The organism is bacterium (assembly GCA_030699905.1).
Lineage (GTDB): Bacteria > Patescibacteriota > Minisyncoccia > Phycocordibacterales.
Window position 1 is genome coordinate 1 of record JAUYKQ010000015.1, and the last position, 4,225, is coordinate 4,225.

The 4,225-nt window shown below is 43.3% G+C and carries 4 protein-coding genes; all 4 read right to left on the reverse strand.

Translation table 11 applies throughout. From position 1 onward, the window contains the following. A partial coding sequence (locus tag Q8P86_01860; GenBank protein MDP3996422.1) for a CTP synthase occupies positions 1-1,280 on the reverse strand: 1,280 nt, incomplete at its 3' end. Positions 1,281-1,420: 140 nt separating this feature from the next. After that, positions 1,421-2,368, reverse strand: coding sequence for a permease-like cell division protein FtsX (locus tag Q8P86_01865; GenBank protein ID MDP3996423.1), 948 nt, complete (start codon positions 2,366-2,368; stop codon positions 1,421-1,423). Positions 2,369-2,419: 51 nt separating this feature from the next. Continuing rightward, positions 2,420-3,100: a cell division ATP-binding protein FtsE gene (gene ftsE / locus Q8P86_01870; GenBank protein ID MDP3996424.1), complete on the reverse strand. Its 681-nt coding sequence runs from the start codon at positions 3,098-3,100 to the stop codon at positions 2,420-2,422. A gap of 88 nt (positions 3,101-3,188) precedes the next feature. Further along, on the reverse strand, positions 3,189-4,073 hold the full coding sequence (locus tag Q8P86_01875) for a PCRF domain-containing protein (GenBank protein ID MDP3996425.1): 885 nt from the start codon (positions 4,071-4,073) through the stop codon (positions 3,189-3,191). Positions 4,074-4,225: the final 152 nt, after the last annotated feature.

The following is a 4,225-nucleotide window of genomic DNA, read 5'->3' on the forward strand; positions in this document are numbered from 1 at the left end:
ATTACTAAATTTTCGGCTTTGGGATTTATCTCCGCCGTATTGGCGTCTTTGATGCCGAGGACATTGCGCGCGTATTCCACCACAAGAAGCTGCATACCGTAGCAAAGTCCGAAATACGGAATTTTGTTTTCTCTCGCGTACCGTATCACTTTCATCTTGCCTTCAATGCCTGTTACTCCAAACCCTCCGGGAATCAGTATGCCGTCGTATCGCGAAAGTTTTTTGAGTTTCTCACCAACATCCGCCTTTTCAAAGTCAGTGGAACTGACATAGTCAATCACCGGTTTTACTCCGAACTTATAGGAAGAAAATTTAATGGCTTCCAAAACGGAAATATAGACATCGGAAAGCACAAAATCGCCTGAATTAAAATATTTTCCTACAACGGCGATTTTTACTTCGCCTTTTGTATTTTTGGAGCGACGAACAAAGTTCTTCCATGCGGTTACTTCGGCCTTGCCGTTTATGGGCTTTATGCCAAGAACGTCGCAGAGAATATCGCCCAAATGGTCTCTCTCAAAGTTTAGAGGCACATCATAAATACTGTCCACATCCGGAGCGGAAATAACATGGTCGGGCTTTATGTTGCAAAAAACCGCAATCTTTTCTTTTCGTTTCTGGTCCAAAGGCACTTCGCTCCGAGCAATAATAACATCCGCCTGCACGCCGACACTGTTTAAAGAGCGAGAAGCGTACTGTGTCGGTTTGGTCTTCATTTCTCCGACTTTTGACGGTATGGGCAGGTACGAAACCATGACAAAAGCGACATCCGATGGATATTTCGTTTTCATCATACGAGCCGCCTCCAAAAAAATTATATTTTGATATTCGCCTATGGTTCCGCCTATTTCTATAATAGTCATATCCGCGTCGTCCTTTTTTGCCGCCGTCTCAATTCTTCTTATGACTTCAAGCGGAATATCCGGCACAACCTCCACGTTTTTGCCCTTGTATTCCAGATTACGTTCTTTTCTGATGACTTCCTGGTAAACGCTTCCTGTCGTCATGTAGTTTATACTCTGCAAAGTTTTGTTTAGAAACCGTTCATAATTTCCCATATCTTGGTCTGTTTCGTAACCGTCTTCTAAAACAAAAACCTCGCCGTGTTCGGTGGGGTTCATGGTACCCGCGTCCACATTTATGTACGGGTCTATCTTTATGGCGGAAACTTTAAAGCCCTTGCCCAAAAGCACCGTGCCTATGGAAGACGAAGCGATGCCTTTGCCGACTCCGGACATAACTCCGCCGACCACGAATATGTATTTTCTCTTACGCTTCATAATGACTGCGTTTATATATTTTTTACAATAATCTCACTTGTTATCCTCTAATTGATATGCAACATGGAACACGAAACATGGAACATTCCATGACATAAGAAAGAGCATTTTCTTCCGTTCCGTGTTACAAGTTACATGTTCTATATCTTCAAGTATCGCCGTACCGCCAGCCAACTGGATATCGCTCCCAAAACAACTCCCGACCCGACAATCAGAAAGAAGATTTGCCCGAAATTGTCTACATAGTAGTCAAAAAGAGTCAGATTTCCCACGCTGTCGGTAAGAAACAGAGGCAAAGGATAAAACAGCGGCCCAAACCAGTAAGTCAGAGGATAGAAAGCAATGATTGTAATAAGCCCGCCAATAACGCCGGAAAGAATACCGACTATCACAAAAGGTCCGCGTACATATTTGTTGCTCGCACCGACAAGACGCATCACCGATATTTCCTCGCGAGAAACGTAAATGGCCAAGCGAATAGTGTTGAAAACCACTATAACGGACACAAACACGAGTATTACTGTTTTTGCTATATTTGACGCTTCTGAAGACGAGATGATTTGGTCAAGTCGGTCAATGGCTGTTTTATTTTCCAAATAGTTTACGCTGTCTATTATCGGTGCTCCGCTTCCGGATAGAACCGGCTTATCTTTCAAAAAGGCCGCGATGCTTTCATACTGGGATGGTTCTTTTGTCTTAACATTCAAAACGGCGCGCAAAGGATTTTCGTCTAATTCTTCAAGAGCTTGCAGTGTCAAAGCGTCGTCTTTGTGCCTTTCTTTAAAATTTTCAAGTGCCCTTTCCCGAGAAATATATTCAACGAATTTGACTTCAGGAAAACCGCCAAGCATATCCTTAAGAGCCAAGATTTCCTCTTCCGACGCGGTATTTACAAAATATACATTTATATCCACTTTGTCACGAAGCTCTTTAAGCGAGGCGTCCAAAAGCACGCTGTTGAAGAAAATAGAACCGATGACGAAAAGAGTAACTCCCATTATAAGGACGGAGGCCAGCGAAACAAAGCCGTTGCGCCAGAAATTTATAAAACCCGCCCTTATGATACGTTTTATGTTTGTGAATAACATTTTATATCAAATCTTTCCCCCACTTGATAAACTTGATGAACTATACAGTCCTTACAAAACATATTTGCCGGTCGGATCATCCCTCAAGACCTTGCCACTTTCCATCGTTATGACTCTTTTTTCAAGAGAGTCAATAACCCCTTTGTTGTGAGTTGTCAGAATAACAGTCGTTCCCAAGTCATTGATTTTTTTCAATATCTGTATTATCTCATAAGTATTCAAAGGGTCTAAATTTCCGGTCGGTTCGTCGGCTATTATGATGTCCGGCTGGTTGACAATAGCTCTGGCTATCGCCACTCGTTGTTTTTCTCCGCCGGAGAGTTCGCTGGGGAAATTCCACATTTTGTGCCCGAGGTCAACCAAGTCCAGAACATGTGGCACATCTGAATCTATGTCTTCGTCGCTTCGGCCCGCCGCCTCCATCGCGAAAGCAATGTTTTCAAAAGCCGTAAGATGTGGCAAAAGACGAAAGTCCTGAAATATGGTTCCGATTCTTCTCCGAATGTTCAAAATCTCATGTTTTCGCAGTCCATGAACGTCCGTTGATTCAAAAAAGACGCGTCCTTGAGACGGTTTCTCTTCCGCCAAAAGCATTTTTAAAAGAGTCGTCTTACCGGCTCCGGAATGTCCTACAATGGACAAAAACTCTTTTGGTTCAATACTGAAAGTAACGTCCTTAAGAGCAACAGAGTCGTCAGAGTAAATTTTAGAAACGTTATCAAAGTAAATCATAGATGCAGAACGTATAGCGTATAGCGTGTAGCGCCGGATTTGCTGAATTTTTTGTGTTACATGTTACACGTTACACGTTACGTGTATTCTACATCTTTTTCTCCGCTTCCACAAATGCCTCAAGAGCCCCGTCTTCCAAAACCGCTTCCACGTCGCTTGTTTCAACCCCAGTCCGATGGTCTTTGACCATTTTATAGGGGTGCAAAACATAAGAACGTATCTGATTGCCCCACTCTATGCTTGTGGTTTTGGAAATATACATATTTTCCTGTTTTTTGATTCTTTCTTCTTCAAGGGCTTTATGCAGTTTGCCTTTTAAAATAGCGATGGCTCTTTCTTTGTTTTGACCTTGACTGCGCTCGCTCTCCACATGAGCTGAAATGCCCGTAGGCACGTGCACGGCGCGAACGGCCGTTTCTCTTTTGTTTACATTCTGACCGCCCGGACCGCTGGATTTGGCGTAGGAAATCTCCACTTCCTTTTCCGGCAATTCAAAATCACCGACTTTTTCAAACTTCGGTATGACTTCCACCATGGAAAAAGAAGTGTGGCGTTTTTTTGCCGCGTTAAAAGGCGAAATACGCACCAGACGGTGCACGCCTGACTCTTTGTTCAACTCACCGTAAGCGTTTTTGCCCTGAACTTCAAAAGTGATATTCCTAAATCCGCCGTGGTCATTTTCGTTTTTGTGCAAAAGATAAATGCCCCAGCCCTTTTTCTGCGCAAACTTGCCGTACATTTCAAAAAGCATGCGAGAAAAATCTTCCGAATCATCTCCACCCGCGCCTGAAAATAGAGTTATAACGGCATTCAAGCGGTCATATTTTCCTTCTCCTTCAATTTCCGCTTTCAAGTCGTTGTATTCTTTTATTATTGTCTGCGCTTTTACTTTGTCTTGCCAAAACACGGGGTCGCCCATCTGCGCCTCAAACTCTTCTATTTTTTTTTGGATTGCTTGTTTGTTTTCTTCCATAATATAGAACTCATCTCAAAATAAATGGCGTAACGAGAGCGTTTTTTCTCTGGCGAGACGCCGTCGCGGAAACCGAGCCGTATCGAGATACGGCGAGGTTGAGCGACAAGTCGCAGCCGAGAAAAAACGGTCGCAGTAGCCAAGTTTGTTTA

Coding starts and splice junctions, on each gene's coding strand:
- ftsE (MDP3996424.1), bottom strand. CDS start 3,100: ATGATTTACTTTGATAACGTTTCTAAAATTTACTCTGACGACTCTGTT.
- Q8P86_01865 (MDP3996423.1), bottom strand. CDS start 2,368: ATGTTATTCACAAACATAAAACGTATCATAAGGGCGGGTTTTATAAAT.
- Q8P86_01875 (MDP3996425.1), bottom strand. CDS start 4,073: ATGGAAGAAAACAAACAAGCAATCCAAAAAAAAATAGAAGAGTTTGAG.